Source organism: Brevibacillus sp. FW301-21C12A (assembly GCF_058788915.1).
Window position 1 is genome coordinate 83,293 of record NZ_JBYTBG010000009.1, and the last position, 12,902, is coordinate 96,194.

Genomic DNA, 12,902 nt, shown 5'->3' on the forward strand with positions numbered 1-12,902 from the left:
CCAAGCCTTTGTTCCAGTTTATGACTTGTCTGCCGGCTTTATGCCGCCCGCTCCCAGGACTTCCTCCGCTTGCCCTCTTGCCAAAACCGCTCCCATACGCAAAAAAGACAGTCTCCCCATTGAGAGACTGCCTTTGAATCTGTCGAAGTTTACAGTTTGGTTACGCTAGCAGCTTGTGGTCCACGGCTACCTTGAACGATTTCGAACTCAACTTTTTGACCTTCGTCCAGAGATTTGAAACCTTCAGACTGGATCGCGCTGTAGTGTACGAATACATCGTCTCCGCCTTCCACTTGGATGAACCCGTACCCTTTTTCCGCGTTAAACCATTTTACGATACCTTGTTGCATGAAACAAAACCTCCCTGAACATTTCGCCCCATGAGGCGAAAAAGTGTAGCGTTAACCCCTTTTTTACAGATAAGCCTTTTGCGTCAAGGAAAAAAGCCGTACCAATGCGATTGACAATGGTGACGTCTCTCACAACGGTACGACTCCATAACCAATCATCCAAACCACTATAACTTGTAAAAATGGTTAACTTAGGATGATTTTATCACACGATTTCCGATTTGTCACGCATTTAGTCAAATCGTAATTTGTCTTTGCGCATGCCGATATTGAGGACGACGCCGATGATTAAAAAGTTGGTAATCAGCGAGCTGCCCCCGTAGCTGATGAACGGCAACGGAATCCCCGTAATCGGCATCAACTGGATCGTCATGCCGATGTTCTCAAAAATTTGGAAGGTGAGCATCCCGACCACGCCGGCTACGACGTAGGAGCCAAACGGATCTTTGGCTTCCATCGCGATGCGGATCATGCGGTAAATCAAGGCGAAGAACAGGATCATCAACAGACCGGCCCCGACAAAGCCGAGCTTTTCCGCAATTACCGTGAAAATAAAATCGCTTTCCCCGACAGGCACCCAGCCAAAGCTCGCCTGTGTAGGTGTGTCGATGCCTTTTCCGAAAAGCTGGCCCGAGCCAATCGAAATCAATGCCTGCTTCAACTGGAAGCCTCGCCCCATCGGTTCCAGATCAGGGTCCATCCAGAAGACGACGCGATCCCACTGGTACGGCTTGATGATCTTGAAAAAAATCTCCTGCTTGTACTCGTACAATAGCGTCATCGCGGCAAAAAAGCTGCCGATAATGCCCACCAAGTACAAGACGTGCTTCATGCGGATTCCGCCGACGATCAGCAGAGTGGCGAGCATCCCCGTAAAGACCATCGCCGTCCCCAGGTCAGGCTGAACCAAAATAAGCAGCAGCGGGACGCCTACGAGCGCCGCTACCGGAATCAGCTTGTAAAAATAGTAGAAGCGGTCGGGGTCCTCCGCCCTTTTCGCCATGAAGCGGGCGACCGTCAAAATCGTAAACAGCTTCATCGGCTCCGAGGGCTGAAACAGGACTGGCCCGAGATCGTACCAGCTCGTCGTATTGTTGATCGGCTTTGTCTGGAAGACCCCGATCAGCAAAATCAGACCGAGTACATACAGGACGTAGGCGAGGTTGTGAAACAGCCGATAGTCAAACAGCAGCGTGACGCCGAGCACGATAAACCCGATCACATACCACATCACCTGCTGATGGGCCTTGTCCACCCCGGCAGCCGACCCGGAGATCCCCAGATAGCTGAACACACCCAGTCCTGCCAAAATCAAAATAATCGTCCAGTCAATTGATTTTAAGTGACGTTTTTCCAGGTCCATGTTTTCCTCCTAGAAAACGTGACTCCCCTCTGTAAAAGAAGGGGAGCCATGCATAGCCTATTTTAGCCCAAAAAATTTACGCATTTTATGGAACACGCCTGCCTTTTCCTCCAGCGGCTGCAGCGGAACCGCTTCACCGAGCAAGCGGCGCGCAACATTGCGATAGGCGAGCGCTGCCCGCGATTCATGATTCATGACAGCAGGCTCGCCCTGGTTGGCAGACTTGATAACGTAATCATCATCAGGCACGACACCGATCAAGTCAATGGCAAGCAAATCCAAAATATCTTCCACATCGAGCATGTCGCCATTTTTCACCATATGAGAGCGCACGCGGTTGATGACGAGCTTGGGCATCCCGACTTTTTCCCGCTCCAAAAGGCCGATGATGCGATCGGCATCGCGCACGGCCGCCTTTTCTGGCGTCGTCACGACGATAGCCTGATCCGCTCCTGCTACGGCATTGCGGAACCCTTGCTCGATCCCGGCCGGGCAGTCGATAATGACGTAATCAAACTCGCGCTTCAACTGCGTGACGATTTCCTCCATTTGTTCAGGAGAGACTGCCGATTTGTCTTTTGTTTGCGCCGCTGGCAAAAGCGACAAGTTTTCGAATCGCTTGTCCTTAATCAGCGCTTGCGGCAGGCGGCAAGCACCCTCGGCCACGTCGACCAGATCGTAAATGATTCGGTTCTCAAGTCCCATGACGACATCGAGATTGCGCAAGCCGATATCAGTATCTACCATGCACACCTTTTGGCCCAGCAATGCAAGCGCAGTTCCCAAATTGGCGGATGTGGTCGTCTTGCCCACGCCGCCTTTTCCTGAAGTTACGACTATTCCAATACCCACGTCCGTTCCTCCTCTTCCCTTCAACCCTCACGCTTTTTCGCGCCAAGATCCGGGCGTATTCGCGACAGGTAGTTCATTTTTGCTACGAGCATGGTCTCATTTTCCAGATAGGCAAATTCTGTGCCTCCGGAATTATTCGTCCATTCCTCCCCTGGCTTGCTGATTACCTCGGCAATCCGTAGCTGGGTCGGGCTCATGACAGCAGCAGCAATAATGACTTGCGTATCACCGGAAATACCTGCATGGGCGTACCCGCGCAGATGTCCCATCACGTATATGCTTCCTGTACTGCGAACAGTTCCCCCTGGATTGACATCACCCAATAAGAGCAAATCTCCGTCAAACTCCAACACTTGACCGGAGCGTACGGTGTTTACCTGTATAGAAAAATGGGTTTTTAAGCGTTCAGCAAAAGCTTCCTCCCGCGTGATTACATCTGCTTCGATCGTGTGAATCACGAGGTTTCCCTTTTGCCGGATAATTTGTGTCAACTGCTCCTGTTGTTCAGGCGAGCAGTAACGTTTTCCTAATTTGATCGATACCCGTATGAGTGGCCCTGACAATATCTGTTGGTGACTGTGCTCTATTTTTTCACGCACATCTTCCAGCAGCTCGTCGAAGGAACAGGCATCATCCATAAAGAAGACGAGACCCTCTTTAGTCCCTTTTATTGTGACCTTGCTTTTCACAGTCGTCACCCGGTTTCACCTCGACCGTTACCATTCGCCATACAGAAAGATTTCTCCTGCTCTGCATGAAAAAATTGCCGAAACGGGTCAGATGCTGCCACGAGAGGGGCTCGCTCCCTTATTTATGAGAGGAGGGCGGATTGGGAATCGGGACTCCGTTTGTGAGAACTCCCGGATTCAATTCGTTGTAAGCTTCCAGCAGGCGACGCGCAATCGGGCCCGTCGCATCGGAACTGGAGGTTCCGTCCCGCAAGCTGTTTGGCGCGATCACGACGAACACCACTTGCGGATTTTCGTAAGGGGCAAAGCCTACAACCAGGGCGTTTTCCGCGCTTCTGCCTGTCTGCGCGGTACCGGATTTCGCGGCAACGGTAAACGGCAAGCCGTTGAAACGCTGCACAGTACCGCCTGGCTGCGTAACCATGCGCATCCCTTCTTTGACGACCTGGATGTACTTCGGATCAATGTTGACCCGGTTCAACACTTGCGGCTCGATTTGCGCAAGCGTCTGGCCCTTCTGCTTCGGATCGGTTGTACCTTTGCGTATTTCCTTGACAAGATGCGGACGAATCCGGTATCCGCCATTGGCAATCGCAGAGACGTACTGGCCGATCTGCATCGGGGTAAACAGGTCGTACTGGCCGATCATCGCGTCAGCCAAGTTCCCGTAGTACAAGTTCGGGTTTTCCCATCCGGTCTTCTCGCCTGGCAGGTCCACCCCTGTTTTGACGCCAAGCCCGAACTGGGCATTGTAGTAATCCAGCACGGAAAATTGTTGTTCCCAGCCTTCTTTGCCTTTTCTCGCCAAGCGGATCGCCATTTCGTACATATACGTGTTGTTCGAAACTTGCAGCGCACGGCGCGCGTTGACGATCCCGTGTCCGCCAGGCTTCCAGTTGCGCTTGTAGGAGTTCCCGACATTCAAGCCGCCGCGGTCGTTAATCGGTTCGTTTGGCGTTGTCAGCCCTTCTTGCAGGGCAATCATGACGGACAACGGCTTGTAGGTGGAGGCCGGCGGGTACGGCGTATAGATGAACCGATTGGACTCGTTCGGCAAAATGAGCGAGGTGTAGTTTTGGTTGAACGCCTTGCGATCGTAATACAGGTTCAGATCGTAATCCGGGTAGCTGGCCATCGCCAAAATCTCGCCCGTATTCGGATTCATGACCAAGACGTGCGCATCCTTGAACTCTTTTGGCGTCGTAGGCCGTTTTTTAAACGCTTCTACTTCTTCCTTCAAAATCGCTTCCACTTTGCTCTGATAGCGCCAGTCCATCGCCAGCACGAGGTCGTTGCCTGGCTCCGGTTCCCTGCCCGGGCGCATTTCTTTTTTGATCGTCTCGGAATTTTTGTTCACGTAGACGTCCATGATCCCGTCTTTGCCGCGCAAGTATCTTTCGTAGGAGCTTTCCAGTCCGGTGACGCCAACGCGGTCAATCGCATTGTAGCCTTGTGCCTGGTACTCTTTCAGGCTCTCAGGGCGAATGGCGTTGATATAGCCGAGAAAATGAGTCCCGAAGGCAGAGCCGTCAGGGTCTTTGAAAATTTGCCGGACAGGCTCCAGCACGACGCTAATCCCGGGAAGCTCCGTGCGCCGCTCCTCGATTTGGAACATTTCTTCGTCGCTGATGTTCACCTTCACCCGGCGCGGAATGTAGCTCGGCATCTGCGGAGAGCGCATTTCCTGCAACAGCGAAAGCTTGTGCCACTGGAATTGCCGTTGCTCCGCGGTGAGCGGCAGATTGACATCCAGCTCGAACAAGGAAGCGTAGCGCAACAAATCCATGTCCGATTTGTCCGATAACTCGTTCGGAGCCGGAAGCTTGCGAATTTGTGCCTTCACTTCTTTTATCAAGGCGTCGCGGTCTTCCTTGTCCAGCGTGAGCACGAGCTTCATGTTTGCGCTGATCGCCATTTTGAGCAGTTCCAGGTCGGAAGTGTTGTCTTCCGTCAGAACGGTCCCTGCTCCTTTTGCGTTGGCATTGAGCTTTTTGATAACGTCTTTGCGCTGGTTGTCATCAAAAGGCGAGCGCACGCGCAAGCCGACATACAATGCCGTTTTGACCAGCTCGAAGTCTGACATGCTGTCGACAGCTTCCTGCTTGGGAACGGCTTGCAGCTTGGCTGCCACCCTGTTTTTCAGCGCGTTCGTTTCCTCGTTGTTGAAAGCGATCGGCAATGTGGAGCGCAGCTCGATCGTCTTTTTGAGCAGCTCTTTGTCTGTGCCGATTTTTTCCCCGTCAGGCAGCAAAATTTTCGCCAGACGATCCGCCACTTTTTCTTCGTCGATGTCCTGCCCTTGCTCTTCTACGTATTGAACCGTGTAAACAGGTTTGTTGGAGACGAGCACTTCGCCATTTTTGTCCAAAATCCGGCCGCGCGGCGCAGGGATCGGCAACTCGCGGATACTGAACTTTTCCAGCTCGTGCCGATACTGCTCCCCTTCCACCAGTTGGACGAAGGCGAGCCGCAAAATGATGGCGGCAAAGAACAGAAAGACGATCAGAAACAATATGTTAAGCCGCACGGGTATGTGCGATTTCGGTTCTTTGGTCTCTTCCATGAGCGATCCTCTCCTTTCCGGGTAACATCCCCTGTCTCCTTGTTACTCCACGTGCATTTCCTTTTTGGCGAGCACCTTGTTGCAGCCGTTTTTGATCGGTATGTACACAATCAGGCCGAAGACGAGGTTCAGCAATACTGTGGGCAAAATTTGACGGGTGAGAATCCATTGCACATCATAGGGAGCGACCGAGAACAGACGGTACAAGGAGTACAAGAGCCATTCGTGCCCGAACAGGATCAAGAAGCTCGTCACAAAGACCATGCCGATCCCGCGCTGGAACAACAGCACGATCAAACCGGCAAAATAGCTGGCTACCATCATGGACATGGTGTAAATGCCGATCACCTGCCCGAACAGGACATCCTGCAAAAAGCCGAACGCAAGCCCGTAGTACAGCCCTTCCCGCCTCCCGAGATACATGGAAATGAAGATACAGCATACGAGCGCGAAGCGAGGGACTGTCATCCATGACAGTCCCCATAAATCAGGTGAGAGGACCTGCATGACTGTCCCTTCCAGAACAAACAAGACCACGACACCAAGCGTCAATAAAAAACGCGCCATCTATTGACCACCTCCGCCAGTAGTTGCGGAGGAAGTCCCCGTCGAATTGGGCGTTGCCGCTTTGCCTCCCGTCGCAGGCGGCTGCACTTGTCCAGCCGCCTGCTTTGGTATCAGCTCACCGTTAGGCGAAATGGTAAAGTCGCGCTCTACCACCATCACTTCGCTCAATTGCGAAAAGTCTGCGCTCGGCTGTATGTAAGCCGTTTGCGTCAACCCGTAGTCGTCCGGCACGACCCGGACAATGTAGCCGATCGGCAGATTTCGCGGAACCACTCCCCCCCGGCCGGAGGTAATGACTTGCTGCTTCGGTTCGATTTTTTTGCCCCAAGGAATTTTGCGCATGACCAGCAATCGCTCCTGCGGATCGTATTCCTCGATGACACCGCTGACAGGCTCATGGACAGTCTTGCCGTCGACGATATACGTGGCCTGAATGTCGGCGGAGATGTGGTCGCGCCGTTCATAGCTGGTCAACAATTCAACCGTAGCGGAAAAGTTGGCAACACTCTGTACACGTCCGATCATCCCTTTTTCCGTGATGACCGCCATATCTTTTTTAATGCCGCTCTTCAGCCCCAGATCGATGGTAATGACGTTGTTCCACGTATCGGGATTGCGCGCCACGACTTCCGCAAAGAGAAGACTGTACGACGACTTGAACCTGTTTTTCGCATCCAGCTCTTTTCTCAGCCGCTCATTCTCTGCCTTGAGGTCGTGGAGTTCTGCCGTCAGCCGGGCATACTGGTCCAGCCCTGCCTTGAGGGCCTTGTTTTCTTCGTAGACGCTGTACGCGTCTTCTATTTCCCGAAAAAAGCCAGAAACAGCTTGGGCAGGGCGATAAAACAAGCCCTGCACCACGCTGAACGTATCTTTGAAAAACATTTCTGGCCAGGTCAGGTTAACCCGTTCACGGGAAGTGTAGCCCACGACGGAGATTAGCAGGACCAAGCCTACAAGTACGATAATAAGCCGCTTATTCCCGAAAAACGACATGCCCTACCCTCCGTTTATTTACCCCGTTTTTGTCGGGAAGAGGTGATGCCTTGTTTCGATTTGAACAGGTGGATATTCTCCAAAGCCCGGCCTGTCCCGATCGCTACGCAATCCAGCGCATTTTCCGCAACATGCACGGGCATACCTGTTTCCTTGCTGAGCAGACGGTCGATATTGCGCAGCAGCGCTCCCCCGCCTGTCAACACGATCCCGCGATCCATAATGTCTGCGGCAAGCTCCGGCGGACTCTTCTCCAAGGTCACCTTCACAGCTTCAATAATGGCAGCAACTGTTTCTGCCAATGCTTCTGCGATTTCCGTGCTGCTGACCGAGAGTGTTTTTGGCAAGCCAGTCACGAGGTCGCGGCCGCGAATATCCACGTTTTCCGGTTCCTCTGGCGCGATGGCAGAACCAATCTCCAGCTTCAACGTTTCCGCTGTCCGTTCCCCGATCATCAGATTGTAGCGGCGCTTGATGTACTGGATGATCGCTTCATCCATCTCATCCCCGGCCACGCGAATGGAACGGGAGGTAACAATCCCGCCCAAAGAAATGATCGCCACTTCTGTCGTACCGCCGCCGATGTCGACGACCATGCTTCCGGTCGGCTCCCATACAGGCAGATCGGCTCCGATCGCTGCTGCAAACGGCTCCTCAATCGTGTAAGCCTCGCGCGCGCCAGCCTGCTTCGTCGCGTCTTCAACAGCACGCTTTTCGACAGCGGTAATTCCCGATGGCACACAGACCATCACGTTCGGGCGACGGCTGAACAGACCCTGGTTTTTCTGGGCCTGATTGATGAAATAGCGCATCATCGTTGCAGTCGTGTCAAAATCCGCAATAACCCCGTCCTTCATCGGACGAACGGCGACGATGTTGCCAGGCGTGCGGCCGATCATACTCTTTGCCGCATTCCCTACCGCTTCAATGGAATTGTTGTTGGTACGAATGGCTACTACAGAAGGTTCACGCACTACAATTCCTTTTCCCTTAACGAAAACAAGTGTATTGGCAGTGCCGAGGTCAATCCCCAAGTCACGTGTAAATCCACCAAACATAAAAAAACTCCTTCCAATAATATACAAATGACAAGCAATGTTACATCCTACAAGTACCCTTGCTCTTTCAAGCTGACGTACCTGCCATCCCCGATAATCACATGATCCAACAATGAAATCCCTACCAGTTCCCCCGCTTCACGCAGCGTATGCGTGATCGCGATATCTTCCCTGCTAGGTGTCGGATCCCCACTTGGATGGTTATGTAGGCAAATTACCGATGCACTGCTACGACGGATCGCTTCTTTAAAGACTTCTCTAGGGTGCACGATGGAAGCGTCCAGACTGCCTACAAAAATAGTCTGCTTGCCAATCACGTGGTTCTTGGTATTTAGAAAAAGGCAGACAAAGTGCTCCTGTGTCAAATGAGCAAGCTCAGGCGACATCAAGTCAGCCACATCGCGGGGCAGACGGATGGAGGTGCGGCTTTGCCGCGGTACGCCGACCATTCTGCGCCCGAGTTCAAAGGCGGCATGCAGTTCCACTGCTTTTACCGGGCCGATCCCTTTCAGTTCCCTCAGCTCAGCATGAGAGGCTTGCGCCAATCCACGCAGGTCGCCAAATTTGGCTAACAAGCGCTGAGCCAACTGATAGACTGACTCCTGCTCACTGCCTGTCCTCAGTAAAATGGCAAGAAGCTCTGTATCAGACAGATGGACCGCTCCTTCGCGAAGCAGTCGTTCACGTGGACGGTCATAGTAAGGGACGTTTTTGCCGTCTGTTTTGTTACAGGTATTTACTGCCATTTTTCGCCGCCTCCCACCTATCTCATTATCGTCAACGGCTTACTAGAAGAAGGTCGTGAGGTGGTTGGCCGTTGTCACTTGCACACAAGCACAGCTTTCCTACAAAATCGGCATCCCGAAACGCGCGAGCAGCTTGGAGGTCAAGCAAAGCGGAAGCCCGACAACCGTAAAGTAATCTCCGGTTATCCCTTCCACGATCGTCGCTCCAATCCCTTGAATCGCATAAGAACCCGCTTTGTCCATCGGCTCTTTCGTTGCAATGTACGACTTGATCTCTGCTTCGCTCAACGGGCGAATTTTCACATCGGTGTGGCTGTGCGCCACTTCTGAGCGCCCAGACGCTGCATCAATCAGGGCCACGCCGCTATAGACGGTATGCTCTCGCCCCTGGAGCATGGACAGCATGCGAAACGCGTCCGCTTCGTCTGCCGGCTTGCCCAAAATATGTCCATCCAGAACGACAATCGTGTCTGAACCGAGCACGACGCCTTCTGTCAGGCGGGCGGCTACTTCCTTAGCCTTGCGCAAGGACAGCTCCTCTACCACTTGCGCAGGAGACAAGCCAGGCGCAGTCGTCTCGTCCACATCGCTGGTCATCACCGTAAACGGAATGCCCAGCGCCTGCAGCAGTTCTCTTCGGCGGGGCGATGATGAAGCAAGAATGAGCGTATCATGTTTTTCTGTCGTCATTTTTCAACCTACTTTATCCGTCGATGTATCCAAAACGCGAGGGCAAGCCCCCCGATACTGGCTAGATTTAGTTTTACCTGAAAGTTCAGGTCGTACTTCAAAATTTCTAAATCTGCCGCAGGTGACCATGTAATCGTTTTGCTTTTGGTCAGAAAAGGCACCCAGGGACCGAGAATTTCCCCGACGATGCTCCCGCACAAAAGGCCACTCACCAGTAGAAACACGAGTGTAAGCGTTTCTTTCCCCATTCCTTTTCCCAACTCCCTTTTACGAAGGGATTCTCTTTTTGCCAACCATAAGTTTAGCAAATGGAAGGGGGTGAAACAATCCCTGTTTGCTCTTGCTAGTTACTGTATAAAAAGAAAAGGCCTCCTGCAAGAAAACTTGCGGAAGCCTTATCAGCGCTCGCTTATTTGTCTTTAGCGCGCCAACTGCACCCAGCTCGCGTAGCTCTCCAAATATCCGAGCACGCCCGCCTGTACTTGCCACGCGTACGATTCGGCGCTTTCCCCTTTTTTTCCGGCGCTTGCTTCCTCCATCTTGTCGCGGGCGGCCAGCGCCTGATTGATCCCGTTGACCATCCCTTCGAACAGCGGCTTCCACGCATCCTGCACCTGAATCAAGCGGCTTTCCTCCAAAAATTGGCGATGCCATTCCTTCAGGTCGGCCGTCTCCTGCGCCGAGGCAGAAAGCTGTCCCGATGTGATAATCAGGCCGGATTGGGCAGAGAGCGCCTGCGCCAGCTTCACGCCATTGTCAAAAAACTGCTGCACGTTCGGCCCTTCCGTGGCGGCAGCCGGTTTGCTCACCGGAACCGCTCCCTGGAAGGCCGGGAAGGCAAACTCCTTGACGTACACGTCCATCCCCTTGTTTTTCAAGCTGGCGGCAAAGCCCAGCACGGCATCTCGCGTAGGCGCGGCAGCGGCAAACATATACTGCTTGCTGCCATCCTTGTACAAAAGGTGCGGGATTCCCGCTTTCGCCAGCGGCTCTACCGCAGACTGTGGAGACGCGTCCGGCTGAAACACGCCTGCCTGGGCGACGAACATGCTGATCTGCGGCACTTGCAGCGAGACATTTTGCTGCTCGCCAGAAGCGGTATTGCCGGCTGCAGTTCCTGCTCCTGCCTCGGACGAACCGGGGCCAGCCAGCGCCTCCTGGCCTCCTGCCTGCCCGCCTTTTGCCTCTTGTGCCGTCAACGTCTGCACGGTCTCGCTTAAAACTGATCCATACGATTGCGAAAATTCCTCCTGCGTGAAAACCGACAGCACCAAAAAGCCGAACAACAACCCGATCGCTACTGCTCCCCCTGTCGTCAGCACGGTCCGCCAGATGGGAGTTTTCGGCCAAAAAGCGAGGAAGCGCTTTGCAGGATTTTTGCCGGAGCTGCTGTAAGCTCCCAGAAGTTCCTCCTGCTCTTGCGTCTCTTCCAGCTCGGGCGAATCATCGAGGATCGGCCCCGGCTCTCTGCTCGTCTCCCGCTGCGCGGCCCCTCTCAGTTGCATCATGCGTTCCCAGGCGTCGTTTTCCTTTTTCGGTGGAAGCGTGCCGTGAAAAGGGATAGGTGGCCCCTGAATTTTTACCCGTGGCGTGTCGTCTTTGGGGGTACGCTTCACACTCGCTTCTTGCTTGATGGTCTCGCGCTTTTCGTCCCAAAATCTGCCGTTCATCTTGACTGTTACATGATTTTTCTTTTCTCCGTTCACGCTCATGCCCTCCCAGCTTGCAGGCTCTTTGTACTAGCTTACGTCTGGGCGGGACGGGTTATGACTGCGATCTAGCAAATCTAGCAAATTCTCTAGCACAGCGGCGAAGCTTTTTCGCCAAAGCTTACGGCTGCCAGGTCAAAAGCAGCCCGGCGTGAACGAGTCCCCCGCCGAAGCCGTAGAGTAAAATTTTGTCCCCCGCCTTTACCTTGCCTTGCTCGATGCCCAGCCCGAGCGCAAGCGGGATCGTAGCGGCCGATGTGTTGCCGTAGTAGGCCAAGCTGTACAACGTCTTCTCAAGTGGAAAGCCGCTGCGCTCGCAAATCGACTCGATCATGCGCAAATTGGCGCTGTGCGGGATGAACCAATCCACCTCATCGAGCGCAATGCCTGCGCGGCTTGCGACCTCCTGCATGCCTGTCGGCACCGTCGTAACCGCCCACTTGTACACTTCTCTGCCGTTTTGCACGATGCAGCCATTCCCCGCAAGCTCTCTGCCATCCATGCTCGTCGACAGCCCCGAGCGGTAGACGTGAATGCCGCCGTCTCCCTTCGAGCCTAAATAGGCAGCATGAAAACCGGGAGCGTCCGGGTCGGCTTCCACCAGCACTGCACCCGCTCCATCGCCAAACAGGATGCAGGTCGTGCGGTCGGTGTAGTCGGTCACCTTGGAAAGCGTTTCGGCTGCCACCACCAGCACTTTGCGGTGCAGCCCGGAGGCGATCATCGCGTTCGCGGTGTGCAGCGCGTACGTAAACCCGGCACATGTGGCGGAAAGATCCATGGCGCCCGCCTGCGCGATGCCGAAATGAGCCTGGATTTGGCTGGCGACGCTCGGAAACGGAAAATCCGGCGTGCTCGTGGCCACGAGGATCAAGTCGACGTCTGTGCGGTTTTTGCCATAGGCAGCGGCCATGTTCTCTACGGCCGCAATCGCCAAATCGCTTGTAAACTCATCTTTTGCTGCAATGCGCCGTTCGTGGATGCCCGTTCGCTGCAAAATCCATTCGTCGGACGTCTCCACCATCTTTTCCAGATCGGCATTGCGAAGCACACCGCTTGGCACGTAGGTGCCGATCGCCGTTATTCGGGAAGGAATAGCATTTGCGTTCATCATATCGAATCATCACCTCTGCTTGTTTGTGACTACATTATAACACTAGATATTAATACCTGGTACTAATTTATGCTTTTGCGCATTAGAAAACTAAGGCTGCGCCAAGCCTTTGGCGCAGCCTTAGTTGCACTTATACTGGATAAGAATCTTATAAATTCTTTTCTGTATGAAAAAAGACTTGGCTCCGCTTCCGAACCAAGTCTTTCTT

13 protein-coding genes are annotated in these 12,902 nt (G+C 53.5%); all 13 read right to left on the reverse strand.

Annotated elements, in window-relative coordinates; genetic code table 11:
* Positions 1-149: 149 nt before the first annotated feature.
* Positions 150-350 carry a cold-shock protein gene (locus tag AC3WQH_RS08460; protein WP_005832370.1) on the reverse strand — a complete coding sequence of 67 codons (201 nt, stop codon included), beginning with the start codon at positions 348-350 and terminating at the stop codon, positions 150-152.
* 232 nt (positions 351-582) lie between these two features.
* On the reverse strand, positions 583-1,713 hold the full coding sequence (rodA, locus tag AC3WQH_RS08465) for a rod shape-determining protein RodA (RefSeq protein ID WP_005832368.1): 1,131 nt from the start codon (positions 1,711-1,713) through the stop codon (positions 583-585).
* 57 nt (positions 1,714-1,770) lie between these two features.
* The gene (minD, locus tag AC3WQH_RS08470; protein WP_007782416.1) at positions 1,771-2,565 is read right to left on the reverse strand and encodes a septum site-determining protein MinD; all 795 of its coding nucleotides are present in this window, start codon (positions 2,563-2,565) and stop codon (positions 1,771-1,773) included.
* 20 nt (positions 2,566-2,585) lie between these two features.
* Entirely contained in the window at positions 2,586-3,263 is a 678-nt protein-coding gene (gene minC / locus AC3WQH_RS08475; RefSeq protein WP_005832362.1) for a septum site-determining protein MinC, read from the reverse strand.
* A 109-nt stretch (positions 3,264-3,372) separates the two neighbouring features.
* A complete protein-coding gene (locus tag AC3WQH_RS08480; protein ID WP_005832360.1) occupies positions 3,373-5,817 on the reverse strand; it encodes a peptidoglycan D,D-transpeptidase FtsI family protein in 2,445 nt (814 codons plus the stop codon).
* Positions 5,818-5,859: 42 nt separating this feature from the next.
* Positions 5,860-6,384, reverse strand: a complete 525-nt coding sequence (gene mreD, locus AC3WQH_RS08485; RefSeq protein ID WP_283859009.1) for a rod shape-determining protein MreD — start codon at positions 6,382-6,384, stop codon at positions 5,860-5,862.
* Positions 6,385-7,377 carry a rod shape-determining protein MreC gene (mreC, locus tag AC3WQH_RS08490; protein WP_005832356.1) on the reverse strand — a complete coding sequence of 331 codons (993 nt, stop codon included), beginning with the start codon at positions 7,375-7,377 and terminating at the stop codon, positions 6,385-6,387.
* Positions 7,378-7,391: 14 nt separating this feature from the next.
* Positions 7,392-8,435, reverse strand: a complete 1,044-nt coding sequence (locus AC3WQH_RS08495; RefSeq protein WP_005832354.1) for a rod shape-determining protein — start codon at positions 8,433-8,435, stop codon at positions 7,392-7,394.
* A 47-nt stretch (positions 8,436-8,482) separates the two neighbouring features.
* On the reverse strand, positions 8,483-9,181 hold the full coding sequence (radC, locus tag AC3WQH_RS08500) for a RadC family protein (RefSeq protein WP_005832352.1): 699 nt from the start codon (positions 9,179-9,181) through the stop codon (positions 8,483-8,485).
* A gap of 99 nt (positions 9,182-9,280) precedes the next feature.
* On the reverse strand, positions 9,281-9,871 hold the full coding sequence (locus tag AC3WQH_RS08505; protein WP_007782425.1) for a Maf family protein: 591 nt from the start codon (positions 9,869-9,871) through the stop codon (positions 9,281-9,283).
* An 8-nt stretch (positions 9,872-9,879) separates the two neighbouring features.
* On the reverse strand, positions 9,880-10,119 hold the full coding sequence (locus tag AC3WQH_RS08510; protein ID WP_005832348.1) for a DUF4321 domain-containing protein: 240 nt from the start codon (positions 10,117-10,119) through the stop codon (positions 9,880-9,882).
* A gap of 171 nt (positions 10,120-10,290) precedes the next feature.
* Positions 10,291-11,583, reverse strand: a complete 1,293-nt coding sequence (locus AC3WQH_RS08515) for a hypothetical protein (RefSeq protein ID WP_448791806.1) — start codon at positions 11,581-11,583, stop codon at positions 10,291-10,293.
* A 118-nt stretch (positions 11,584-11,701) separates the two neighbouring features.
* On the reverse strand, positions 11,702-12,694 hold the full coding sequence (locus AC3WQH_RS08520) for a ketoacyl-ACP synthase III (protein ID WP_492331983.1): 993 nt from the start codon (positions 12,692-12,694) through the stop codon (positions 11,702-11,704).
* Positions 12,695-12,902: the final 208 nt, after the last annotated feature.

Excerpts from the sequence above, each read along its gene's own strand:
- AC3WQH_RS08460 (WP_005832370.1), bottom strand. The coding sequence starts at position 350 with ATGCAACAAGGTATCGTAAAATGGTTTAACGCGGAAAAAGGGTACGGG.
- rodA (WP_005832368.1), bottom strand. The coding sequence starts at position 1,713 with ATGGACCTGGAAAAACGTCACTTAAAATCAATTGACTGGACGATTATT.
- AC3WQH_RS08480 (WP_005832360.1), bottom strand. The coding sequence starts at position 5,817 with ATGGAAGAGACCAAAGAACCGAAATCGCACATACCCGTGCGGCTTAAC.
- mreD (WP_283859009.1), bottom strand. The coding sequence starts at position 6,384 with ATGGCGCGTTTTTTATTGACGCTTGGTGTCGTGGTCTTGTTTGTTCTG.
- mreC (WP_005832356.1), bottom strand. The coding sequence starts at position 7,377 with ATGTCGTTTTTCGGGAATAAGCGGCTTATTATCGTACTTGTAGGCTTG.
- AC3WQH_RS08495 (WP_005832354.1), bottom strand. The coding sequence starts at position 8,435 with ATGTTTGGTGGATTTACACGTGACTTGGGGATTGACCTCGGCACTGCC.
- radC (WP_005832352.1), bottom strand. The coding sequence starts at position 9,181 with ATGGCAGTAAATACCTGTAACAAAACAGACGGCAAAAACGTCCCTTAC.
- AC3WQH_RS08505 (WP_007782425.1), bottom strand. The coding sequence starts at position 9,871 with ATGACGACAGAAAAACATGATACGCTCATTCTTGCTTCATCATCGCCC.
- AC3WQH_RS08510 (WP_005832348.1), bottom strand. The coding sequence starts at position 10,119 with ATGGGGAAAGAAACGCTTACACTCGTGTTTCTACTGGTGAGTGGCCTT.
- AC3WQH_RS08515 (WP_448791806.1), bottom strand. The coding sequence starts at position 11,583 with ATGAGCGTGAACGGAGAAAAGAAAAATCATGTAACAGTCAAGATGAAC.
- AC3WQH_RS08520 (WP_492331983.1), bottom strand. The coding sequence starts at position 12,694 with ATGATGAACGCAAATGCTATTCCTTCCCGAATAACGGCGATCGGCACC.